This is a genomic window from Parasphingorhabdus cellanae (assembly GCF_017498565.1).
Lineage (GTDB): Bacteria > Pseudomonadota > Alphaproteobacteria > Sphingomonadales > Sphingomonadaceae > Parasphingorhabdus > Parasphingorhabdus cellanae.
Genome location: NZ_CP071794.1, coordinates 2,907,971 through 2,930,679, shown reverse-complemented (window position 1 = coordinate 2,930,679; position 22,709 = coordinate 2,907,971). Strand labels below are relative to the sequence as shown.

The 22,709-nt window shown below is 53.6% G+C and carries 20 protein-coding genes; 3 read left to right on the top strand and 17 right to left on the bottom strand.

Features of this window, described 5'->3' with window-relative positions:
• Positions 1–24 precede the first annotated feature (24 nt).
• Positions 25–1,110, top strand: a complete 1,086-nt coding sequence (locus J4G78_RS14110; RefSeq protein ID WP_207987158.1) for an acyl-CoA desaturase — start codon at positions 25–27, stop codon at positions 1,108–1,110.
• Here the strand turns inward: J4G78_RS14110 and J4G78_RS14105 are convergent.
• The 13 genes from J4G78_RS14105 to J4G78_RS14045 form a co-directional block, all read right to left on the bottom strand.
• Positions 1,107–1,595 carry a type II secretion system protein M gene (locus J4G78_RS14105; protein WP_207987157.1) on the bottom strand — a complete coding sequence of 163 codons (489 nt, stop codon included), beginning with the start codon at positions 1,593–1,595 and terminating at the stop codon, positions 1,107–1,109. The two genes, J4G78_RS14110 and J4G78_RS14105, sit on opposite strands and share 4 nt — an antisense overlap.
• Positions 1,595–2,746 carry a type II secretion system protein L gene (locus J4G78_RS14100; RefSeq protein ID WP_207987156.1) on the bottom strand — a complete coding sequence of 384 codons (1,152 nt, stop codon included), beginning with the start codon at positions 2,744–2,746 and terminating at the stop codon, positions 1,595–1,597. Before J4G78_RS14100 ends, J4G78_RS14105 begins: the two co-directional genes overlap by 1 nt.
• 153 nt (positions 2,747–2,899) lie before the next feature.
• Entirely contained in the window at positions 2,900–3,385 is a 486-nt protein-coding gene (gene gspG, locus J4G78_RS14095) for a type II secretion system major pseudopilin GspG (protein WP_207987155.1), read from the bottom strand.
• A gap of 22 nt (positions 3,386–3,407) precedes the next feature.
• On the bottom strand, positions 3,408–4,622 hold the full coding sequence (gene gspF / locus J4G78_RS14090) for a type II secretion system inner membrane protein GspF (protein ID WP_207987154.1): 1,215 nt from the start codon (positions 4,620–4,622) through the stop codon (positions 3,408–3,410).
• Complete coding sequence (gene gspE / locus J4G78_RS14085; protein ID WP_207987153.1) at positions 4,615–6,183, bottom strand: type II secretion system ATPase GspE; 1,569 nt, start codon at positions 6,181–6,183, stop codon at positions 4,615–4,617. The genes gspF and gspE overlap by 8 nt, the downstream gene beginning before the upstream one ends.
• Complete coding sequence (gspD, locus tag J4G78_RS14080) at positions 6,183–8,381, bottom strand: type II secretion system secretin GspD (protein ID WP_243457107.1); 2,199 nt, start codon at positions 8,379–8,381, stop codon at positions 6,183–6,185. Before gspD ends, gspE begins: the two co-directional genes overlap by 1 nt.
• Entirely contained in the window at positions 8,378–9,226 is an 849-nt protein-coding gene (locus J4G78_RS14075) for a type II secretion system protein N (RefSeq protein WP_243457106.1), read from the bottom strand. The genes gspD and J4G78_RS14075 overlap by 4 nt, the downstream gene beginning before the upstream one ends.
• 106 nt (positions 9,227–9,332) lie before the next feature.
• Positions 9,333–12,038, bottom strand: a complete 2,706-nt coding sequence (locus tag J4G78_RS14070; RefSeq protein ID WP_207987152.1) for a TonB-dependent receptor domain-containing protein — start codon at positions 12,036–12,038, stop codon at positions 9,333–9,335.
• A 77-nt stretch (positions 12,039–12,115) separates the two neighbouring features.
• A complete protein-coding gene (locus J4G78_RS14065; protein WP_207987151.1) occupies positions 12,116–13,651 on the bottom strand; it encodes a beta-helix domain-containing protein in 1,536 nt (511 codons plus the stop codon).
• Between the two features lie 302 nt (positions 13,652–13,953).
• Positions 13,954–14,328: a tetratricopeptide repeat protein gene (locus J4G78_RS14060; protein ID WP_207987150.1), complete on the bottom strand. Its 375-nt coding sequence runs from the start codon at positions 14,326–14,328 to the stop codon at positions 13,954–13,956.
• A gap of 187 nt (positions 14,329–14,515) precedes the next feature.
• A complete protein-coding gene (locus J4G78_RS14055; RefSeq protein WP_207987149.1) occupies positions 14,516–15,163 on the bottom strand; it encodes an HAD-IA family hydrolase in 648 nt (215 codons plus the stop codon).
• Positions 15,164–15,598, bottom strand: a complete 435-nt coding sequence (locus J4G78_RS14050) for a GNAT family N-acetyltransferase (RefSeq protein ID WP_207987148.1) — start codon at positions 15,596–15,598, stop codon at positions 15,164–15,166.
• A gap of 14 nt (positions 15,599–15,612) precedes the next feature.
• Positions 15,613–16,524, bottom strand: coding sequence for an SMP-30/gluconolactonase/LRE family protein (locus J4G78_RS14045; protein ID WP_207987147.1), 912 nt, complete (start codon positions 16,522–16,524; stop codon positions 15,613–15,615).
• A gap of 84 nt (positions 16,525–16,608) precedes the next feature.
• Here J4G78_RS14045 and J4G78_RS14040 point away from each other — a divergent pair, with 84 nt between their 5' ends.
• Complete coding sequence (locus J4G78_RS14040; RefSeq protein ID WP_207987146.1) at positions 16,609–18,045, top strand: NAD-dependent succinate-semialdehyde dehydrogenase; 1,437 nt, start codon at positions 16,609–16,611, stop codon at positions 18,043–18,045.
• A 177-nt stretch (positions 18,046–18,222) separates the two neighbouring features.
• Positions 18,223–19,887 (top strand): thiamine pyrophosphate-binding protein, encoded by a 1,665-nt coding sequence (locus tag J4G78_RS14035; RefSeq protein ID WP_207987145.1) that lies wholly within the window; start codon positions 18,223–18,225, stop codon positions 19,885–19,887.
• A 411-nt stretch (positions 19,888–20,298) separates the two neighbouring features.
• On the opposite strand, the gene J4G78_RS14030 is transcribed toward J4G78_RS14035, so the two are convergent.
• From J4G78_RS14030 to J4G78_RS14015, 4 genes are all read right to left on the bottom strand, one after another.
• Complete coding sequence (locus J4G78_RS14030; protein WP_243457105.1) at positions 20,299–20,706, bottom strand: EVE domain-containing protein; 408 nt, start codon at positions 20,704–20,706, stop codon at positions 20,299–20,301.
• Between the two features lie 108 nt (positions 20,707–20,814).
• A complete protein-coding gene (locus tag J4G78_RS14025) occupies positions 20,815–21,396 on the bottom strand; it encodes a fasciclin domain-containing protein (protein WP_207987144.1) in 582 nt (193 codons plus the stop codon).
• 125 nt (positions 21,397–21,521) lie between these two features.
• On the bottom strand, positions 21,522–22,295 hold the full coding sequence (locus J4G78_RS14020; protein WP_207987143.1) for an SDR family oxidoreductase: 774 nt from the start codon (positions 22,293–22,295) through the stop codon (positions 21,522–21,524).
• The gene (locus J4G78_RS14015; RefSeq protein ID WP_207987142.1) at positions 22,292–22,663 is read right to left on the bottom strand and encodes a dihydroneopterin aldolase; all 372 of its coding nucleotides are present in this window, start codon (positions 22,661–22,663) and stop codon (positions 22,292–22,294) included. Before J4G78_RS14015 ends, J4G78_RS14020 begins: the two co-directional genes overlap by 4 nt.
• Positions 22,664–22,709 lie beyond the last annotated feature (46 nt).

Here is a 22,709-nt window from a genome sequence, read left to right as displayed (position 1 = left end):
AAATAGCAACAGGGGCATATTACGATGGCGACGGCATTTCGCGACATCCAACCGGGCGAGTTTGAACCTACAGAGGCCCACCCACAACATGGTGTGATCATCGGCGGCCCGGCGGCCCGGGCAAAGCGCATTGAATATGGCATTTTGTTATCATCCATGGTGATCGGTTCGCTCGGCGCGCTTTATTGGACGCTAACCCATGCGACTGGTTGGGTCGAATGGTCTGCTTTTCTGTTTGGCTATATCCTGATTAATATGGGCGTGGGCATTGGCTATCACCGTTTTTACACGCATCGCGCTTTTGAAGCAGGACCGAAAATGCGCCTCGCAATCGGTATTATGGCGCAAATGGCCTGTCAGGCTTCAGTGCTGAAATGGGCTGCAGATCACCGTCGTCATCACGCTTTTTCTGACCGAGTCGGCGACTTGCATAGCCCGTATATCGACGGTCACGGCAAGAAAATGTCGAAATGGAAAGGCCTTGGCATTGCTCATTTCGGATGGCTGTTCGACAACACGACATCGGATATGAATGTCTATGGCAAGGGCCTGATCGATGATCCGCAGGTTCTTTGGTGCCACCGCCACCGTTGGTCCATCGCCGTTTTCTCCAGCATCATCTTTCCCGCGCTATGGGCGCTGGCCTTTGGCGGGCCGGAACATATTATTGGCACGATCCTGATTGGCGGTTTTTTCCGGAATTTCTTCTTCCTCAATTTCGTCATGGGTGTAAACAGCATCGGCCATGTCTTTGGCTCACAGCGATTCAAGACCAAAGACGGGTCACGCAATAATTGGTTCATGGCGTGGATGACCTTTGGCGACGGTTGGCACAACAACCATCACCAGCATCCGCGCTCTGCCTATGCTGGCCTGATGTGGTGGGAAGTCGATGTAAACGGCTATATAATATCGCTCTGGGAAAAAATGGGCCTGGTTTGGAACGTCCAGCGCGCACCTAAATATGTCCGCGATTCCGACGGCAATTGGGTACAGAAGAAGAAACTGAACGTCCAAAGTCCAGAGGCTATGTCGGAGGATGATGGCGGCCTTATGTTCGCTGACGGGAAAAAGACCGCTGAAACGAAGGCAACTGCCGACGCCGGCTAGTCGCCTACCTCAGGTTTTACAGATCGTAGCAGCATTGTTGCGACAACAGTGTCGTTTGCACCGGGGTTAACCGAGAGTTCTTCAACGGAAATACCGCGACCTTCTAGCGATGCCAACCAGCCAAATAACGCAGTAGGTTTGGCAGAATCAATGGCCAACCTAATGGTTCCATTTGTCTGCGGATCAAGCCGCCCGACCGCAAAGCCGGTTTCCCCGGCATTCTGGCTAATAAAAACATCCAATGGACCTGTAACCGGCGTCACTGTCTTATCAGCAGGTGCTGTCAAAGCGTTAACCTTCGCCTCAATCCTCGCTTGACTGTCAACAGCATCTACATAGCTTTTTTCGGCTGAGACATAAGCATTGATAAACGGCGCCACAATTGCATAATATCCGACCACGAGCGCAACAAGAAAACCCATTACGCCAATCAATATTTTTTCCCGTTGGCTGAGCGCCTGAAACCAGTCCTTGATCGCTGTCATCATGGGGCCCTTACCGTAACGTCCGCCTTGGCCGATCCAGTCGCATCCTGACGCGGATTAGCCGTTATCACAAAGCCGGATTCTTGGATGGCTATAAGCACTGGGTTTATTTCTTCATTTCTGACACCCGACAGAGTAGCTGAAACCGTTCCATCCTTGCGATAACTGATCCGATCGATCGATACGGCCGGGCTTTGTTGAAGCGCAGAAAATAAGGCTGATGCAGGAACGGAAAAAGCAATATTTCCGCGATTTTCACTTATCAAGCGGTCGGCTAACCGTTTGTCCGCTGCTTCGATGGTATCAACGGGCCCGATAACCGGTTCTGCAATGGCCAGAGCAGCGGCTTTTGCCTCGCTAGCGGCCCAATGATATTTCAATAGCTGCACCACCGGAACCAGCAATGAAACTATAACGACTGCAGCGGCTAACCAACCCAATGTCCGTTTCTGTTGGGCGGTCATGTATCTGGCGACTTTTTTGGCAAATGCTCCTGAACGCAAGTTCAGTGCGTTGTGATCGCCAGCATCTATCCCAGCTTCTATCCCAGCATCTATCAATGCCTGTTCCACTGAGGCTTTTGAAAGGACAGCGACTTTGCTGTCACCGATCAAATGTGCCCGCAATGACGGCTCGTCGGGTGCAATGATATGCTCGCCGCGCAAAACCTTTTCAAAACCGAAATCCGCTTCGACACATTCGTTTTCTTGCGGCGACACCAGCCAGCCTAAAGGAATAATCGCATCTGGATCAATACCGATGGCTTTCAGATGCAGCAAGCCACTGGCCATCACGTCTTTGCCAACAGAAACTGTTGCTGCTTGCCCCGATTTATCCAAAACCCCAGCGATATGCAGATTTTCCACATCTAGGCTGTTTTCTTGGGCCGCAAGACATGCTGCCGCCAATACCTGTTGTTCGGTAAGATCATCCAGCGGTTCGTGCCAGCGAACAATGCCGAGCGCGGAAGGCATTAAAGCTATATGGACAATCGGCTGGTTCTCAACAGATGGCAGCTTAAGCCCAGAGGCCAATAATGGGTCAACGTCACAGCCTTCTGCTTCCAGTCGACCATCTACTACAAACCACCATTGCAGAGCTTGAACCTCTGCCGTGGGAAAAACGGTTATAAAGAACTGAGATGCCGACATCAGCCGCGAAGGTTCCGCTTCATTAGACAAACGACAAGAGGCAGTAACGGATCTTGTTCCAACATGGCCTCCCCGACTCGGCTGAAAAACTTCATTGCTTCTCTAGCCGTTAGCTAGTCAATTTTGGGAGCGCTGTCACCTTCGGCAATTTTCCTATTCCGCGTAAATGTCGGCATTGTCGTCTTCGCCGCCAGGGGCACCATCCGCACCCAGCGAATAAAGGTCAAAACCGGGGCCATTGCGTCCCGGATTATCATATTGATAGGGCCGTCCCCAAGGGTCATCAGGAAGTTTCTTGATATACCCGCCTTGTCGATAACGAGCCGACGGTGGAAGCGAAGCTGGAGCGCTTGTCAATGCCGCCAAACCATCGGACGACGCCGGATAGCTTAGGTTATCAAGCCGGTACATTTCGAGCGCCTGTCCTAAAGTTGCGATATCAGCCCGCGCTTTTTCCACCATCGCGCGGTCCTGACTTGGCAATACGTTGATAACAACAACGGTCGTCAACAAACCAAGAATGAATATGACGACCATAAGCTCCACCAGCGTGAAGCCATTAGGTTTCGGTTTTTGCTTGGCATCACTTGCGCGCGCGCGGGCAATTTCTGCGATGGCACTGTTTAAAAAGCGTGACATATATTTTCCTATCAATCCGGCTCTATAGACCGGCAAGATTTTGAAGCTGCAATATTGGTAATAATATAGCCAAAATCACGACCGCTACAACACCGCCCAACAGAACAATGATCAGCGGTTCGAGCAGCGATAAAGCCGTGGAGGTGAAATTATCAAATTCGCGTTCCAGATAATCTGCCGCTCGCGCGAGCATATCGTCCAGCTGACCAGATGCCTCGCCGCTTGCTGTCAGATAAACCAGCATCGGGGGGAACACGCCAGTATTTTTGAGCGCTTTGGACAGGCTGCCGCCACCTCGGATTGTTTCCACCATATCCTCAGACGCTTTACGCAAAACGGTATTGCTGATTGTGTTGGTGGTTAGTCGAAGACCTTCCAATATTGGTAAACGGCTCGCCACCATAGTCGAGAGCGTTCTGGCCAACCGCGCAGCATTCAAATCACGCAGCAACCGTCCGAAAAACGGCAGGCGGAGCAAAAAAGCATCGAAGCGATACCGGATATGCGGCTCTTTCAAAGCACGCCACGCGAGCAATATAAAAACAGCGATGCTGGCGACCAGCGCCCACCACCAATTGGCCAGGAAATCAGAGATACCGATCACCAGTCGTGTCACAAGCGGAAGCTGTTGGTTCACGTCGTCAAATTGCTCGACGACCTTGGGAACGACTGCAATCATCAGCAAGGCTACCACCAATATGGCAACCAATGCCAATATGATTGGATAAGCCAGCGCGCTGATCAGCTTGCCGCGCATTTCAGCCTGACGCTCCAGCAGATTAGCCAGACGTTCGGTGATATCCGGCAATGTCCCCGAGCTTTCGCCAGCAGCGATCATCGCCCGGTAAAGGGACGGGAAACTGGCTGGCTCACGCCGCATGGCTTCGGCCAGGCGCTGCCCCTCAATGACGCCCCCATGGACTGAGCTTATGCGGTCCCGGACATGTGCCTTTTCATTTTGGCCACCAATTGTCCGCAATGCTTCTTCCAGCGGACTAACTTGTACCAGTGAGGACAATTGCCGCGTAAACAAAGTAAGTTCTTTGGAAGCAAGCTTCTTGGGACCAAATAGCGAGCGGGCCGGTTTGACCTCTGTGTCCTGTGCGGTCTCCATTCTCACGATATAAAAATTGCGTTCGGTCAATTTCGCACGGGCCGCATCATTGCTATCCGCTGCTATGCGACCAGTTTTTTCCCGGCCTTTGGGGTCTATTGCCGTGTAAGAAAAATCAGGCATCAACCTGTTCATCCAGCGATTCGCGGCGCGAAATACGAATGCCTTCTTCTGCCGTGGTTAGCCCCTCCCGAACCAGCGAACGAGCGGCGGACCCCAGATTGGGCTTTTTCAGAAAAGCGTGCGCTGCGATGCGGGCTTCATCACCGCCATCATTGATCAATTTGCGAATTGTTTCATCGACCCGGATAGCTTCAAATACACCAATTCGGCCCTGAAATCCGGTATGATTGCATTCATCGCAGCCCACTTCACGATAGACAACCGTGCCATTGTCAAAACCGAGCAGCGAGGCAAGACTGCCATCAGCCTGTATCGGTATCCGGCAATGCGGGCAGAGCTTGCGCACCAGCCGCTGCGCAATCACAGCCCGCAAGGTCGAGGCCAATAGAAACGGCTCAACCTTCATGTCGCGCATGCGCGTAATGGCTCCAACAGCATCGTTAGTATGTACCGTAGAGAGCACCAGATGCCCGGTTAGCGATGCTTGAACGGCAATTTCCGCAGTCTCCCGGTCACGAATCTCGCCGACCATAACCACGTCTGGATCCTGTCGCAAAATGGCGCGCAGGCCAGCGGCAAAGGTCAGGCCGACCTTGGCATTGACCTGTGTTTGGCCGATGCCCTCAATTGCATATTCCACTGGGTCTTCAACAGTAAGGATATTGCGACTACCATCATTAAGCTGTTTCAGGCCGGCATAGAGCGATGTTGTTTTACCTGAACCGGTTGGCCCGGTGACCAATATGATGCCATTGGGTTCAGCCAATGCTTCGGTCAAAATCTCGTGCGTGGTTTCGGACATTCCGAGCAGATCGAGGGATATCGCAGCGCTTTCTTTGTCCAAAATCCGCATAACAACACGTTCATTGGCACGATTGGGCAGCGTCGAAACCCGCACATCCAAAAGTTTGCCGCCGAGGGTCAAGCTGATCCGGCCATCTTGCGGGATCCTGCGCTCAGCGATGTCGAGCCGTGCCATCACTTTGATGCGGTTCACGATGACCGAAGCCACATGCGGTGGCATGCGAAGCTTTTCCTGCAACACGCCGTCAACCCGCATGCGCACCACAAGACCGGTTTCATAGGGCTCGATATGAATATCCGACGCGCCCTGCCTAGCCGCTTCTGCGATGATGCCGTTGATCAATCGGATCGTCGGTGCATCATCAGCGCTGTCGAGCAAATCTTCTGCACTCGGAATATCACCGGCAATATCATCAAGTGCATCATTGCTAAGGCTCATGTCGCCCGCCATCGCTGCTGCGCTGCCGTCCATCGCATAATGCTCGGAGAGCATTTTTTCGAACGCCTCGGGTGAGGCCATTTCGACATCGAAAGGCATGGCCAGATAGCGACGGACTTCTAGCAGCGCCTGCGGGTCAGACCCTTCGCGCAGCGCGACTGACAAGCGCTCGCCATCGACGCGCATCAACAAAACCCCGTTATCTCGGGCAAAAGCATAAGGTATATCGAGCAGCGGGGGTGACAGGGTTGATTCTTCGCCAACGGGCTTGTCATTATCGCCGGAAACGTCAGCATCTGTTCCCTTCGCGATTTTCATCAGTCACCCTTCTCTGCATCAGGACGGCTTGGTACCAAAGGCACTTGCTCTACAGTAGTTGGGTTCTGAGCTGCCGAAACCGCTCCGGGTGCGTAGATGATCTGGTCGCCGGGTAGCGTTTCGGTCATCGGAGGCACTGCGCCCATATAGTCCCTAACCAACACATCCAGCGAAGGCTCCAACTCCGGATCGCGGCGAAGCTGTCTGCCCCGAATATAGCCGTAACGGCGGGCAGAAAACGCGCGCGCGTCGGCCCGGCTGCGTAAAATTTTGGGGCGAATAAAGACCATCAAATTGGTTTTGACACGCTCTTTGCCTCGCGACTTAAATAACTCACCGATCAGAGGAATATCCCCCAAAAACGGGATTTTTTCGATCGTGCGACGTTCATTGTCATCGAGCAAACCGCCCAGTGCAATTATCTCACCATCACCCACGGTCACGGTGGTCTGAATCTCGCGCTTGTTGATGATCAGTTCGTTGAAATCATCCGAAACCGGCCCAGCAATAGAACTGACTTCCTGCCGCAGTTCCAGCCGCACTTCGTCACCGGCATTAATCTGCGGCGTCACTTCCAACTCGATACCGACATTTTGTCTTTGTATGGTGCGAAAAGCATTGTCGAAATTGTCTGATAACGCTTCACCCGTAGAGACCGGGATTTCCTGACCGAATAATATGCTACCTTTGAGGTTGTTATTGACCGTCAGGGACGGGGTAGAGAGCAAGTTGGAGTCAGAATCCCGCTGCACTGCATTGATGATCGTTCCCAAAATCGTATTGCCGCCAAGCGAAGTTGCAAAACCGGTGAATGAACCGCGGGCTCCTAAGATCGCGTCAGCGGCATTTTCCAAAAGCTTGTCGCCAACCGCACTGTTGGTTGTTGTCGTCGTTGCCGTATCGGTGGTCGTGGTGGTCGTCGTATCAAATTGATCTGCAAGCAGGCCTCCGGCAATATCGACAATATTGGGACCAGCATTGGAAAAATTGGTCACAGCAAATGGTGTATTCTTACCACCAATAAGGAACTGGATACCCAACTCACGCGCCAAAGAGTCGGAGATTTCAACAATAATCGCTTCAACCGACACTTGTTCCTGACGCGTATCAAGCTGACGGATCAGCTCACCAACCATCCGTTGAACATCCGGACTAGCGGCGACAATGACTGCGTTCGTCCCTTCATAGCGGGTAACGACAGCTGGTCCGCGCCGAGATATCCCGTTGCCGGAGCCAGTACCTGTGGACGCGGGAATAACAGCCGCTCCCTCTCCATTACCACCATTTCCACCGGTTGGCTGAGCGACACTGGTAGCGACTGGTGTAGTCCCATTGGTAGCTTGTCCCAAAAGCTGCTCGATAACAGGCAATAGTTTTTCGGCATCAGCATAGTCCAGTTGATGCACCCGGATTTCCGTGCCGGATTCAGCGCGTTGGTCCAATTCGCGCGCCATTTGCGCAAATTTGGCGGTCGCACCGGGGTCGCCCCGCAGAGCAATACTGTTGCTGCTGTCAATCGCGACCACGGTCACAGGTGCAACGATTCCTTCACCGCCTTGTTGTGCCAGGGCCTGCAAAGACGTGGCTATTTCTCGCGCACCGGCATTTTTCAGGTTGACGATCGTTGATGCTGCGCTGTCGCGGTCGATCCTCCGCACCAGTTCACGAACACGCCGGATATTGTCAGCATAGTCGACGATCACCAGGCTATTGGCATTGCGATTGGCGGTTATAGCGCCCTGCTTGCTGATCAAGGGACGCAGTGTTTCCAAAGCGGCTGTTGCCTCTATCGACTTAAGTCGGACAACTTCGGTCACAAACTGATTTGCCGCAGATTGCCGGGTACCAATTCGGGTGGGTTGGGTTGCCGCGCCGTCAGCAGGCTGAATACGATAGGCCCCGCCGGTGGTGGGAATGGCGACCAGATTATTGGCCCGCAAGGTCGAAAGGAAAATTTCGAAATATTCCGATCGGGACAGCGGCCTGTCGGTCACGACAGATACCTTCCCCTGTACGCGGCTATCAACAATGAAAGTCCGGCCCGTCACACGTGCGGCATCCTGAACAAACGCCCGAATGTCAGCATCACGGACGTTCAGACTGTGCTGGGCCAAAGCGGGGACCGTAACGACCGGTCCCAATATGGCCAACGACACTGTCAGCTTAAGAGCGATTTTCGAGAAAACGGTCTTCATCATTGCGCTCCCATATTAATGGCTATGGGAACCGTGTCCGCCCCGCGTTCCACTTCGACGGAAAGCCGGGCACCGGGGACGATTTGCCTTTTCAAAGTTGCGATGTCGCTGGCTGATGAAACGGGCTGACCATTTACGGACACGATGATATCGCCGTCCTGGAAACCAGCGGCGCGAAACAATTCGCCTTCGCCGCGCGGACTCACGACGATGCCGGTTACCTGGCCGCCAGCATTGCGCGGAGAAAGATCAACGGCAGCGGCAATCATATCTGCAGACGGCTTATTTCCGGAAACGGATGCAGTAGGCCTGCTTGATTGCTCGCCACGCGTGTTATCTGTTCCGACGGTTTCCGCCGGAATAGATTGGTCAAGATACAGGCTTTCTCTTACCCCACCACGGTCTATGACAACATGATCGAACAATACCGTGTTCAATTTGACGCCGGACATAATTTCATCTCCGACAGCATAGCTTTCCTGAACACCATCTGGTCCGGCCAATATTGCCGAACCCAGACCGGACCCTTCATTCATGCGGATTCCAAATAAGGTAAGTTGCAATGAAGTCACAACATTGGCGGTTGTGGCTGAGCCAGAACGAAAAAACGGGTCAAAACTATTGAACAATGATAGCCGTGATTGCGGTGACAACACTTGCACCTCCCGCGACTGCCAGTCTCCTACCAGTCCTAGCGGCGTCACTATCAGCCAGATCAGTCTGATCAGCTGAACCACTAGCAATACAGCCAATATACCCAGCAAAATCGAATAGAGGCCGGACATTGATAAAGCCCGGCCCTTGGCCAAAAACTGGTTAAATGATTGAATGACCACGAATCCCCGCACTCTGCTTCCCAGAGTTGCTATAACGGTTTGGTGACCAATCTGCGACTCATTGATGACAGAAAAATTACAAGCGGCTTTCCGCTGCCATAATGCCCGAAATCAACGATCAGAAGTTGATGCCGATGGTCATCGACAACCGCGTGCCAATATCATAGCCATTATTGATGATCCGTGTGTCGTTCAACGTCTGTGACTCGCGGTAATCCGTGCCCAGAAGATTGCGAGCTTCGAACTTCAGCTCAAATTCCTGACCAGCAATTTCCAGTTGCTCACGCATCACAAAATCGATCTGCCAACCCGTACGCTCGATGAGATCCGGCTGATCCTGAGGTCCGCGGGCAGTAACCCGCGGGCTGTTATAGGTCAGCAAAATCGTTTGTTGGGACAAGCCTTCTTCCGCTTCCATCCCAAATTGCAAGTTAGCGACATGAGTGGACTGACCGGTCAGGCGATCCCCGTCATCAAACAGGTTCAATGCACTTGTGGGTTGCAATGTAACCGGGTTGATAGCCGTATCACCATCGGCAACATTAATTTCTGATTTGGTGTAGGTATAATTTGCTGCCAACAAAAGACGGCGGTCTTCAAAAAAGTCTCCGCCGAATATGTCATAGAGCGGGAAATATTTGACCAGCTCGACTTCCGCGCCATAAAGCTTTGCATTGGGTGCATTCGAAAAACCGGTGAACAACGTTCCGCCGCCCTGCACAAAAGCAACATTTTCAATCGGATTATCGATATCCTTGTAGAAACCGGCCAGCGTAATGCGCTCGCCCCGGCCGATATAATATTCAAACCGGCCTTCGACATTGATCAGCTCACTATCCTGCAGCAACGGGTTACCGATGAACGTCCGGTCCGTATCAAGATCCAGAAACTGCTGCGGTGCCAGTTCACGGAACTGCGGACGTGCGACAGTTTTGGAAGCCGCGAGACGAAATTGCATATCATCGGCGAAATTCCAGGTCAGTGTACCCGCCGGCAGCCAATAATCATTATCCAGACCGGTAGCGACCGAGGCTTGCCCACCGGTTAGCGTGATCGGTAGAACTTCCTGCTGCGCATCTTCATAACGCACGCCGAGATTAAGACGCAGACCATCGGCAAGCTCGGCGTCAACCTGACCGTAGCCACCATGGATTTCCAATTCTGCAGTATATGCCGGCACCGACGTTTGCGCCGCCACTTCGCGCAATTCAATATCCTGTGTGAAAATATTGAAATCGGAAAGCAGGAAATCGATCCGTTGTTGATCAAATGGGCTCCCTAGCCCGTTTGCAGGAACAAAACGAAAATCCCGGCGCTGTGCGTCCCGGTCATTGAGATAATAGCTGTAACCAGCAGTCAGATTGATCGGCACACCAATATTGGTTTCGTAACCGAGGTCAATCCCAGCGCCATAAACATCGTCGTTCAGGTCACTGAATCTTATACGCGCTGACTCGCCAGGTGATGTCAGGTCGTTGACGAAATCATTCGCAAACTGGCTATCAAACCGATAACTATATGTCCGCTGATAAGGCGCGTCGCGCTTCGAATTGGCGTAGCTGCCGCGCAAATCGACCGAGACTTCATCAAATTTCAGTTCACCGACAAACTGGGTCGTAAACAGCTGCCGCTCAAACCAGCTCGTGCGGCTTTGATTAAGCAGAGTTTCTTCATCAACGTTAATCGCATCAATGCCCTGCTTGATCGAGGCATCTTTGACCGTGTCGTGAATATAGAGATTGGTGAACCGGAATTTATGCTCACCGACTTCTGCAGAAAGAGCCAGCAGCCCATTGACAATGATACGGTTTTCTGTGGTCAGAAAATTGAAATTCTGGTCCGGACGCAGGCCTTCTGTGCCGTCAATATTGACAATGCCTTGAGACGTCTGTTGCAAACCACCACGTGTGCGCCAGCTATTTTCAAAACCAGCTGTGGCGATGATACCGACAAAGGCATCGCCCACATCAATGGTTGTGCCACCAGTAACCTCGGCAGAAAAATTTGCCGGGATGTCGTTGTTACGCTGAATGACGGACGTTTCCGCATTGTTCAGGCTGGCGGCAAAATTCTGCAGATCAAGGCTGCTGAAATCATTGCCAACGGATATTGGAACATTTTGTGCAATCGCTTGGCCAAGACCATTGGGAATATCCCGCACACCGCTGTCATAACCGATAATATCCAGGTCCGAGCCATCATAGGTGTAGCCCAGATTGCCAGTTGTTTCACTATCACCGCTGAGGCCAAAGCTGAATTTCAGGAACGGCTCTTCCGGCGTCGCTTTGGTCGTCAGATTGATAACACCGCCGCCAAACTCGCCAGGATAATTAACCGAGTAGCTTTTTTGGACAACCGTCGAAGCAATCACGCTGGTCGGGAACAGATCGAGCGGAACCACACGGCGTAATGGTTCGGGCGAAGGCAGTGGCAAGCCATTCAGCAAAGCCAACGAATAGCGCTCACCCAAGCCGCGGACAAAAACAAAACGGCCACCGACAACACTCAATCCGGTTACGCGCTGCAACGAGCCAGCAATGTCACCATCGGCGGCGCGGGCTATTTCTTCCTCGCCCAGCACCGAAACAACCTCTGAAGTCGCACGGATGGGGTTGGGGATGAATTTGCCACGAACGATAATCTCGCCGCTGAAATCGCCGCCGGGTGCCGAGATATCAACATCGTCATCCGGAAGTTCCTCGTCCGTTGCTTCATCTGTCTGGTCCGGCTGCGCCGCCGCATCGGTTGCTTGTGCCAAGGCAGCAGGCGAAAACAGCGCCGTGCTCAAAAATAGACTGGTGACCAAAGATGCCCGCTTCGTCATCGGAAATTTCCTTTTTAATAACTCAAAAAATGGGATGACGGCTGCCCCCAACCGCCATCCCATCACTGCTTTTTCGATCAACCAATTGTTGGAGCGGTCGCACAATCGTCAGCATACAGACCACATGTCCAGCCCTGGAACCGCGTGTCATTCGCGTCCTGAACCGCGCCGATATAGGTCACATCTTCAAAGAACGCGTCCACACCGCTAACCGCAAATGGGGTCACTGCATTTTCGTTTGCGCCATTGATAAACGCAGCGAGGACCGCTGATCCGCCACCACTGGCCAATGTGGACGTACCGGATGCGGTATTGTTGCTGCCGGCGTTAAACAGCGTCTCGATCTGAGCCGCCGTGATATTGCCATCGTCGACAAATGGCGTTGCGCAGCTCATGAACATCGATTCAAACACGGGCGGCCCATTTTCATCCGCAGCTGCACCTGCCGCCTGAATGGTGGTCGCACTGTCGATATCGATACAAGCGGCCGCGCTATTGAATACGCTGTTATAGAAAGCATAGTCGCCGCCACCGCGCAGCAGGATCACATGATCCTCACCGCTGGAAACGAACGTGACATTGGCCAGCTTGTGATCCTGACGGGGTTCAGCGTCTTCATCCCCGTTCGAATCTGCTTCCATGACGTGGTCACCACCACCGGCGCGTTGAACGACCAGAACAAACTGGTTGTTGCCTTTATAGCCGGAGTCTGAGTCAACCGAGTCATCGTCAATACCGGTCATCACCAGATTCTTGCCGTTCACCCGGCCACCAAACCATTCGACACCATCGTCCGAACTGTTGTGCACCTGAATATTCTGGAAGAATGTGCCGCTACCGACCCCGGCGAGGGTAATTCCATTCAATTCGTTTCCGGGCGACACTTCAAAGCCGGGGTAGCGAACCTGTAAATATGTCATCCGACCACTGGAATCGGCCGGCAAAGTGCCGCCGTAAACTGCGTTGGCTGGCCCCTCCACGATCGCTTGACAATCTGTCCGGGCACCACCCGGGTTGGATGCCCCACCGGTTGCACAGTCGGAAATAGGCGCGCGGCCCAGAACGACCAAGCCGCCCCATTGGCCGATGCTGTTCGCGCCGGCCGATCCTTCGACATTTTGGCGTGAGGTCATAATGACCGGTTCGGACGCAGTACCTTGAGCAAAAATTTGCGAACCGCGATTGATCAAGAGAAAATCGCCGCCCGATGAACCAAAGATGACGACGCCGGCTTCAATGTTTATTATGGCGGTTGTGCCACCATCGACACCAATTTCCACTCCACCATTTAATGAATATATAGTGCCAGCGCGCTTTGGAACCGTCAGATCAGTCGTAATAACGCCGGATATCTGACAGTTACGAACTTCCTCACCATTGCCAGTCGTAAGTGTACCCACATTGGAGGTACCGGTCGGGCAATCAGCCGCAGGACCCGTTGGTGTTGGGGTCGGGGTCGGCGTTGGAGTGGGGGTCGGGGTTGGCGTGGGCGTTGGTGCCGGCAGGACAATCGTGCCTTCACCAGGGGACGCGACATCATCGGCACCGCAAGCGGTGACCGCAACCGCGGCTGCGCTTGCAAAAAGGACGGAACGAATTTGCTTATTCAACATGGATCAAGTCTCCGCAGATTACTGATTTAAAAAAATGTCAGATCAGATGATGTGGAAACGAATCAAAAATGCCCCCATCGCCTTCGGTCTTGGGCACTAGGCGCAGCAAATGACCCGGCGATGCCGTTTGCGTGACGGTTCAGAGACAATAATATTTCAGGATTGTTGCAGCCGGTTCAGGAGTGGCTGAAGCACTTGGTTTTTGATGCTGCGATGCAAAAAAGCATCAGTGTAAATATTCTTGAAACAAAAAAAGGCGGCCGCATGAGCGACCGCCTGATCATGTTGACAGGATTATCAGCTCAGCGCGAAGCCAGCCGTCCGTTGAGATTATTCAAGGCGATTTCCGCCGCTTTGCGAGAATCAATAACTTGGCCATTGGCCAGCACCAAATCAAAGCTGCGATTGCTGTTCATGGCTGCTGTGAACATTTTCGCTGCATCACCGGAACGTCCGGTACGAGCATAAGCCTGACCCAGATTGATCATGACAGCAGGATCGGAAAGCTTTCCGCTTTCAAGCTTATCAACGGCACTCTGATTGTCGCCAGACATCAATGCATCATAAGCCAAAGCGCCTTTGGCATAACCAATTTCACCATCTTGCGCCTGCGCAAGACCAGGCAAAGCGACCATGGTCAGGCCTATGGCAATGGCAATAAATTTTCCGTTCTTCATAACTCGCTCTCCTATTTCTTTGCCCTATTATTACACTTTTGTGAATTGCTTTGCAACATAACTGTAATAAAATTGTCATTGAAAAGTCATTAAAAAATGGCCGATAAGCGCCATTTTTATCAAAAGCGCTGTGCTTTCAATATGTTAAGATCGGAGAAAAACGATAATTTTGTGACGAAAACTGCTGTTATCCGAACGGCATATCCAGCAATGCATGCAAATCTTTCAGCGCTTGCTCCTCGCCCGTCACCTTGATTGCCGCCATCCCCAGAGTCGCGGCGGGTTTGCAATTGATGCCCAGATCATCAAGATAAATGCACTGTTCCGGCTTAACGTCCAGCGCCTCGCACATCATTTGATAAATGCGCGGGTCTGGCTTTCTGATGCCCGCTTTGCTGCTCTCGATAATATGATCGAACCGCGCCATGATCGCCGCGATGGCCGCTGCCTTGCCGTCATTCAACGCCATGCCAGAGCCCTTGCCGGACGGCACGTTATTGGTGATGCAGCCAATGGTGAAATCCTTGGCCTTGAGCGTATCGAGCATCTCCACCATCGCTGGCCGGATATCGCCCGCCAGGCAGGCGAGCACATCGCTGCCCTTCAGTTCGATACCAATGGCGCGCGCTTCCTCGGCAAAAAGCGCATCAAAACCCGCCGCATCAATTTCCGAACGTTCAAACTTGGCCCAGGCATTATCATGCGGATTGGTACTGTTGATCGTCCGCACGCTGTGGATCGGCACACCGCGCTCCGCCTCCAGCCGGTTGAATGCGTCGAAAGGCGAGCTGGTGATCACGCCACCAAAGTCGAAAATTACGGTTGAAAAATTCACTTATGAACCATCCTTCTTCTCTATCCACCGGTATCGGATATCCGGCTGTTTTTCTTCATTACGTTCGCCGTCGGTCATGTCCTCAACCACAAAACCGGCCTTTTCATAAAAGCGGCGCGCTCGTTCATTTGACTGAAATGTGTATAGCTGCAAGTCAGGTTGCTGGGCTTTAACATGATCCAGAAGAGCGCGACCAATTCCCCGCCCCTGAGTATCCGGATCAACATAGAGATGCTCTATCCAACCTGCTTCCAGCGCAACATGCCCCAACAACTTCCCTTTTTCGAACGCACCCCAGAAAGGTCCACGATCGAATGCTTTTCTGTAAAATGCTATAGTCTCATCAAGCGTGTGAAGCGTTGGATCAAATCCCGGTATCAGCTTCCCGCTCTTCCGGTGCTGGATCGCAGCTGTTTCAATTTCGGTGTCACGCAAGAGCCGGATTTCCATCAAAAGTTTAATTTCAGCCCTGGCCGTTTCCAGCGGGTTTTGACTAGTTTTCCGGTTGCAGACAGACAGATATAGGCATCCATCATATCGTCACCGCCAAAACAGATATTGGTGGTGAAGATATCAGGCGTTTCCACAAATTCGACCAGCTCACCGCTTGGAGAAATAACGCTGATCCCGCATTCGCCGATCGTCGCGACACAGATATTGCCGCTTTCCTCGACCGCGAGGCTGTCGAAAAATTTATAGCCCGCTGGACGATAGACCGGGATGCCGGGACCGCCCGGCCCCGCATCCGGTGCCACTTTGCCCGGCTCGGTAATGTTGAACTTCATCAGTCGGCAGGTGAAGGTTTCCGCGACATAAAGCGTCTTGCCGTCGGGCGACAGACCGACGCCGTTGGGATTTTGCGAAGGGAAGACGACCTCTTCCATGTAACTGCCATCGGCCTTGGCATAGAAAATCCCGACAATATCATGACAGCGATTTTCATAGTCGGTCTTGCCATGATCGGTGAACCAGAAGCCGCCTTGGTCATCAAAGACGATATCATTGGGACCGCGCAGGACACAGTCAAAGTCGCCGCTCTTGTAGAGCACTTCCACCGCGCCGGTTTGCGGGTCTATCCGTTCGATCCGGCCACCTGAATAGTCTTTCGCTATGCCGGCAGGGGTCAGATAGCCGCCCGATTCCTGATATTCAAAGCCGCCATTGTTGCAGACATAGATTTTGCCATCCGGGCCCAAGGCCGCGCCATTGGGGCCACCGCCCGGTTTGGCTATCACGTCCTTTGTACCATCGGCGGCGATGCGGGTCAGCTGCCCGGCTGCGATCTCGACCAATATGACGCTGCCATCCGGCATCGCAATCGGGCCTTCGGGGAACCGCAGGCCATCGGTGACAAGTTCCATATTTTTCCTCTCGATCTTTGTCACAGTCATTGCGGGAAAGCAGCGACAAGTCTAGTGCTGTCTCAACCGGTTACAGGAGCAACTATGTCCAACACTTACCCCCCCTCCCTGCAACTCCATATTGATGGCGAATGGATCGATGTCGAGGATCGTGACGTCCATCACGTCGTCAATCCATCAACGGGAAAAACCATTTCCGATCTGCCCAAAGCCAGCAAGGCCGATCTTGATCGCGCGCTGGATGCAGCGAAGCGCGCCTTCCCGATATGGCGCGATACGCCAGTTGCTGCGCGCGCCGCGATATTGCACAAAGCCGCCGACCTGATGCGCGAACGGGCGCCGGAAATTGGCCGGATGATGACGGCGGAACAAGGCAAGCCCGTGGGTCAGGCAACCGGCGAAGTCACCGCATCGGCGGCGATGTTTGATGTCATGGCCGAAGAAGCCAAGCGCTGTTATGGCCGCGTGCTGGTCCGCCCGACCGGACAGAATAGCTTTGTCAAATATCAGCCGGTTGGTCCTGTGGCCGCGTTTAGCCCATGGAATTTCCCGGTCTATACGCCCGCCCGAAAACTGGCCCCTGCCCTGGCCGCTGGCTGTTCGATCATTCTCAAACCAGCCGAGGAAACGCCGGCCAGCCCGATTGAAATGATCCGCTGTCTGCTGGACGCCGGCCTGCCCGCTGGCACCGCGCAAGTCGTGTTCGGTGATCCATCCGAAGTGTCATCCCACCTGATCGCGTCCGACATTATTCGCAAGATCAGCTTCACAGGGTCGGTTCCGGTCGGCAGGCATCTGATGAAACTGGCGACGGAAAATATGCAGCGCACAACCATGGAACTGGGCGGCCACGCACCGGTTCTGGTGTTTGACGATTGCGATTTGGACAAGGCGCTCGACCTGCTCGCCATGCAAAAATATCGCAATGCAGGGCAGGTCTGCGTTTCCCCGACCCGCTTCTATGTCCAGTCCGGCATCTATGAAAAATTTGCGAACGAATTTACCAAACGCGCTGAAAAAGTGCAGGTTGGCGATGGCTTTGGTGATAATATCGACATGGGTCCGCTCGCCAATCCGCGCCGTCCGGAGGCAATGGAAAAGCTAATCAGCGATGCCAAAGCCAAAGGCGCAACCGTGCGTTTGGGCGGGGAAGCGATGGACAGCGATGGCTATTTTTACCGGCCGACCGTGCTGACCGATGTCCCGCTACAGGCAGACATCATGAGCAACGAACCGTTTGGCCCTGTCGCTGCGATGCGTCCGTTTGACACATTGGACGAAGCGATTGAACAGGCCAATCGCCTGCCACTGGGTCTCGCCGCCTACGCCTTTACCAACAGCCTGCGCACCGCCAATATTGTCGGGGACATGGTCGAAGCGGGCATGGTCGCGATTAACAATCTCACCGTCAGCCCCGGCGATGCGCCCTTTGGCGGCGTGAAACAATCCGGGCACGGATCAGAGGATGGTCCCGATGGCCTCAAAGCCTATATGGTGACCAAAGCCATTCACCAGAGTTGATTTCCTCCCCCCGGGGGAGAGGATGTGGAGACTAGCGAACATGTTCGCTAGTCGTAGCTGGTGAGGGTGCACAATGCGCGAAGGCAGAGCACCCTCATCCAACGCCGCCTAACCAGCAAGCTGGCAAGGCTTTTTATCCTTCTCCCTCAAGGGAGAAGGAAAAGAAGGAAGAAGCAGATGACAGAACGTACCCCAAATGGGAGAACGGGCGCGCAAGTTTTGGTCGATCAACTGGTGATCCAGGGGACTGATCGCATTTTCACTGTACCTGGCGAGAGCTTTCTATCCGTGCTCGACGCCCTGCATGATTGCGGTTCTATCGAAACCGTCTCAACCCGTCAGGATGGCAGCGCCGCGTTCATGGCCGAAGCCGATGGCAAGCTGACCGGACGTCCCGGCATCGCCTTTGTTACCCGCGGCCCCGGTGCAACCAATGCCAGCATCGGTGTCCATACCGCGATGCAGGACAGCACTCCGATGATCCTGTTCATCGGCGATGTCGCGCGCGATGACCGTGACCGCGAAGGCTTTCAGGAAGTCGACTTTACTGCCATGTTCACGCCGCTCGCCAAATGGGCGGCGCGGATCGACAATGCCGCGCGTATCCCCGAATATATTGCGCGGGCCTTTGACACCGCCAGCTCCGGACGTCCGGGCCCAGTGGTGCTGAGCCTGCCCGAAGATATGCTCCGTGATGTGGTCGAAACCCTCGACCGGCCAAAAGTGGTCGCGCCGGTACAGCCCATGTGCGCCAATGCGATGACCACGCTGACCGACTTGCTGCGCGATGCCACCGACCCGATTGCGATTATCGGCGGCGCCGGATGGTGCGCCAGTGCGCGCGAAAATTTTGCCACCTATGCCGAGCGGATTGGCCTGCCGGTCGCCTGCGCATTCCGGCGTCAGGATAATTTTCCCAATACCAGCCCGGTCTATGCCGGCAATCTCGGCTATGGCCCCAATCCCAAACTGGTCGAGCGGGTCAAGGCCGCCGATCTGGTCATCGCGGTCGGGGCGCGGCTGGGGGAAGCCACCACCGATGGCTATACACTCATCACGCCGGATCATCCCGATCAGATATTGGTCCACATCCACCCCGACCCGGACGAGCTCAACCACGTCTATCGCATCGATCTGCCGATTTGCGCGGAGATGCACGAATTTGCGGAACAAGCTGCATTATGGGATGACGACTTGCTGAGCTTTGATGCCGGTAAAGCGGCGCATGCCGACTATCAACAATGGACAGCGGTGAAACCAACCGATGCGAAGCTGGATCTCGGGCCCTGCGTTGCGGCAATGCAGGACATGCTGCCTGCCGATGCGATCATCTGCAACGGCGCAGGCAATTTCTCCGGCTGGTGGCATCGTTACTGGACCTATGGCGATTTTCCGAGCCAGCTTGCGCCGACATCCGGTGCGATGGGCTATGGCGTGCCGGCTTCGGTCGCCGCTGCTCTGCGCTTTCCCGAGCGTGTCTCGGTGGTGATAGCAGGCGACGGCGACTTCATGATGAACGGTCAGGAACTGGCAACAGCGGTGCAATATGACGCCAACCTGCTTGTGCTGGTGATCGACAATGGCAGCTTTGGCACCATCCGCCTGCATCAGGAGCGCGAATACCCCGCGCGTCTGTCGGCCACTTCGCTGCAGAACCCCGATTTCGCGATGCTCGCCAAAGCTTATGGCGGATGGAGCGCGACGGTCGAAAGCACGGAAGAATTTGCCCCGGCTCTGGAGGAAGCGATGCAGCATAAAGGCCTGCGTTTGCTCCATCTCAAGACCGATGTCGAATATCTCACCGCCGCGGGTGCCACGGTCAGCGGGTTGCGGAACAAATAAGCGCAAAAGCCGTATGCTACGTGCTCCGCACTGGATGCGGAGTTTAGGGTTAGCTGTCACGCTCTCTCATCCTGGGCTCCGCATCCAGTGCGGAGCACAAAGATCAATATGTTCTCATATCCTCAGCCCCTGCGCTCACCCTGAGCCTGTCGAAGGGTGGCCACGAGAGCGGTGGCGATAACACCCTTCGACAGGCTCAGGGTGAGCGCGGTAGAGTGGAAAAGGCGCTTGGATCAAAGCGCTTTCCTACACGAGCGGCTTTATGATATTTCCTGAAGCCTCGCTCTTTCTCAGTCTTGAATATCCATGCGCATCGGTTTGCCATAAGCCGTTATTTTCTTTGGCAAACCACAAAAATCTTTTCGCGCTTTAGGGGGTGTGACCCTGTGTGACCCTCTATCGAAAAGCGGGCTATGCGGCCATCGCCAAAATCTCTTCCCATTCATCCTCGGTCACCGGTGCCACCGACAAACGGGTCTGCCGAATGATCGCTAAATTGGCGAGTTTCGGGTTTTTCTTCATTTCTTTGAGCGGCACCGCATTATCCAACTTACGCACCGGCTTCACCTTCACCGCAATCCATCGCCCGGTATCATCAAACGGGTCAGGAAATTGCTCTTCGCTGACTTCCATGATGCCGACAATTTCCAGTCCCTGGCGCGAGTGATAGAAAAACACCTGGTCGCCGACCTTCATCTTTTTCATATTGTTGCTGGCCTGCGCATTTTTGACGCCGTCCCAGGTGCCTTCTTTTTCCGCGATCAGGTCATCCCAGCCATATTCATCCGGCTCAGACTTCATCAACCAATATTGCGCCACCAAACGCTCCTTTCATCAGATCACCAAACTCCAATAGCGGGACGATGACCAATAAAAAAGGCCCCGCCAGTCCGGCAGGGCCTTTTCATAATTACACAATACGTTCAATTATCCGGGCATTACAACCGTATCAATGGCGTGAATGACGCCATTGGTAGCTTCTACATCTGTCATGGTCACTGTCGATTTTCCGCCAGCTGCATCTTCCAGAACAACATTCTCACCGTCCAAAGACGCTTTCAGTTCAGCGCCTTGAACAGTCGTCAACGTCGCGGTACCACCGGCGTCTGTGATCGCTTTAACCACATCCGCTGCGGTCATCTTGCCAGCAACAACATGATAGGTGAGCAAAGCCGTCAAATCGTCTTTCTTCTCAGGTGTCAAAAGATCACTGAGCGTTTCTGGGTCAACCTTGTCAAACGCATCATTAGTCGGCGCGAAAACGGTAAAAGGGCCTTCGCCTGACAATGTTTCGCCAAGATCTGCGGCTGTTACAGCCGTGACCAATGTGGCAAAATCTTCATTGCCCTGGGCAACGCCGACGATAGTCGCTGGTTCGCTTGTCTCCGCTTCGGTTACGTCCTCGGCGACCACATCTGTATCTTCAGTTGCGTCAGTAGCTGTCTCGGCACAGGCAGCCAGAGCAATGGTGGCAGCGCTAGCCAAGACAATTTTCGAATAAATACGCATTATAATCCTTTCACTTTTAATCAAAATCTGGCCGGCTATACGGTCCAGCATTTGAAAGGAAAGACATGGAGTCAAAGACCCGGTGAACAAGCATTTTGTCGACGAACCGAGGTAAAAATTACGACCTACCGTTGCTCCATGAAGATGAAATCACGATCAAAACTTGTCATGTGTGCGCCGCCATCGACAAAAAGGGTCTGTCCGGTAATACTCTTGGCCTCCGCCAAATAGCAGACAGCCTGCGCTATATCATCTGGCGATGACAATCGGCCGAGCGGCATAAGCGCAGTCAAACGCTCCATCTGATCATCTTCATATTCGTCCGTCGGTATCGTCAAACCGGGAGCCACCCCGTTTACACGCAACTTATCAGAGCAGGCCATTGCCAACGTGCGAATGGATTCGGCAAGCGCCTGTTTGGACAAGGTATAACTGAGCTGGTCACCATTGGGATTGCGGACCCGCTGATCGACTATGTTGACGACAGCAGCACGCTCTCCGTCCGAAAGGCGGCTTGTAAGGGCGGTCGTCAGCACGGTCGGAACCATCATATTGATTTTCAGATGCTTCTCCAACGATCCTTCATCAAGAGTCCCAGCATCATCATAGTCGAAAAGCGAAGCATTGTTGACGACCAGGTCCGGGGCACGACCAAAATGACCGATGACCGCATCAAGCAATGCACCAGCCGCCCCGTCCTGACTAAAATCGGTTACAAAGCCGGACCATTGACTATCATGCGCGCCCAGCGTTTCGGCCAGGCTATCATCCGGATTGGCATCACTATGGCCATGAAGCGCCAAGGCATAGCCACCTTCCGCCAAACGTCCGGAGATATGGGCACCCAATCGTCTCAAGCCGCCGGTGACGAGCGCCAACTTCCGCGTCGGGTCGTTCATTTACGCGCTCGTGATAGCGTAATCCCTATGGCCTCGCCTTTTTCGGAGATAAGCAGTTTCACGATCTTGACCGTGACCCGCATGACATTTTTATCCTGCAGGAACAGCGTCTCTATGATATGATCTGCCACGGCCTCGATCAGTTTAAAATGTACGCCTTCTGGCAAGGCTATGGTCGCCGCGTCTTTGAGATCCATATAATTTTTGGAGCTTTCCAGCGGCGTATCTGCCTCATAACGCTCCTGAATTTTCAGATCAGCGGCAATCGAAATACGCAGTGGCTGCGGCAAATGGGTCTCTTCAGAATAGATGCCGGTCAGGACATCGACCTCTAAATCATTGACCTCTAATGTAAGTGTGTCTGTCATAACATGTCTTCACCACTTTGCAGCGCCAATGGCAAGCCGCGCCGCT

What these genes read in the sequence shown, in the direction of transcription:
- J4G78_RS14100 (WP_207987156.1), bottom strand. Translation starts at nt 2,746, where the DNA reads ATGTCGGCATCTCAGTTCTTTATAACCGTTTTTCCCACGGCAGAGGTT.
- J4G78_RS14110 (WP_207987158.1), top strand. Translation starts at nt 25, where the DNA reads ATGGCGACGGCATTTCGCGACATCCAACCGGGCGAGTTTGAACCTACA.
- gspD (WP_243457107.1), bottom strand. Translation starts at nt 8,381, where the DNA reads ATGATGAAGACCGTTTTCTCGAAAATCGCTCTTAAGCTGACAGTGTCG.
- J4G78_RS14065 (WP_207987151.1), bottom strand. Translation starts at nt 13,651, where the DNA reads ATGTTGAATAAGCAAATTCGTTCCGTCCTTTTTGCAAGCGCAGCCGCG.
- J4G78_RS14040 (WP_207987146.1), top strand. Translation starts at nt 16,609, where the DNA reads ATGTCCAACACTTACCCCCCCTCCCTGCAACTCCATATTGATGGCGAA.
- J4G78_RS14105 (WP_207987157.1), bottom strand. Translation starts at nt 1,595, where the DNA reads ATGACAGCGATCAAGGACTGGTTTCAGGCGCTCAGCCAACGGGAAAAA.
- J4G78_RS14025 (WP_207987144.1), bottom strand. Translation starts at nt 21,396, where the DNA reads ATGCGTATTTATTCGAAAATTGTCTTGGCTAGCGCTGCCACCATTGCT.
- gspE (WP_207987153.1), bottom strand. Translation starts at nt 6,183, where the DNA reads ATGAAAATCGCGAAGGGAACAGATGCTGACGTTTCCGGCGATAATGAC.
- J4G78_RS14020 (WP_207987143.1), bottom strand. Translation starts at nt 22,295, where the DNA reads ATGAACGACCCGACGCGGAAGTTGGCGCTCGTCACCGGCGGCTTGAGA.
- J4G78_RS14070 (WP_207987152.1), bottom strand. Translation starts at nt 12,038, where the DNA reads ATGACGAAGCGGGCATCTTTGGTCACCAGTCTATTTTTGAGCACGGCG.
- J4G78_RS14060 (WP_207987150.1), bottom strand. Translation starts at nt 14,328, where the DNA reads ATGAAGAACGGAAAATTTATTGCCATTGCCATAGGCCTGACCATGGTC.
- J4G78_RS14015 (WP_207987142.1), bottom strand. Translation starts at nt 22,663, where the DNA reads ATGACAGACACACTTACATTAGAGGTCAATGATTTAGAGGTCGATGTC.
- J4G78_RS14045 (WP_207987147.1), bottom strand. Translation starts at nt 16,524, where the DNA reads ATGGAACTTGTCACCGATGGCCTGCGGTTCCCCGAAGGCCCGATTGCG.
- gspG (WP_207987155.1), bottom strand. Translation starts at nt 3,385, where the DNA reads ATGTCACGCTTTTTAAACAGTGCCATCGCAGAAATTGCCCGCGCGCGC.
- J4G78_RS14035 (WP_207987145.1), top strand. Translation starts at nt 18,223, where the DNA reads ATGACAGAACGTACCCCAAATGGGAGAACGGGCGCGCAAGTTTTGGTC.
- gspF (WP_207987154.1), bottom strand. Translation starts at nt 4,622, where the DNA reads ATGCCTGATTTTTCTTACACGGCAATAGACCCCAAAGGCCGGGAAAAA.